Raw genomic sequence first — 217 nt, 5'->3', positions numbered from 1 at the left:
GCGGCCGAGTGATCGAGTCGTGGATGCTACACGAGTGAGAATGCAGGCATGAGTAGCGAATGACGGGTGAGAAACCCGTCCGCCGAATAACCAAGGGTTCCAGGGTCAAGCTAATCTGCCCTGGGTAAGTCGGGACCTAAGGCGAGGCCGACAGGCGTAGTCGATGGACATCCGGTTGATATTCCGGAACCGGCGAAGAACCGCCCATACTGAACCA

Annotated in this window: 1 rRNA gene; it reads left to right on the top strand. The window is 57.6% G+C overall.

The annotated features are described in order from the left end of the window. Positions 1-217: ribosomal RNA gene (locus EVU97_RS14880) — 23S ribosomal RNA — on the top strand; the annotation flags it as partial.

The sequence above is a fragment of the Dermacoccus sp. 147Ba genome (genome assembly GCF_004151355.1).
GTDB classification, from domain to species: Bacteria; Actinomycetota; Actinomycetes; order Actinomycetales; family Dermatophilaceae; genus Dermacoccus; species Dermacoccus abyssi.
This window is presented reverse-complemented; position numbering and strand designations above follow the sequence as displayed.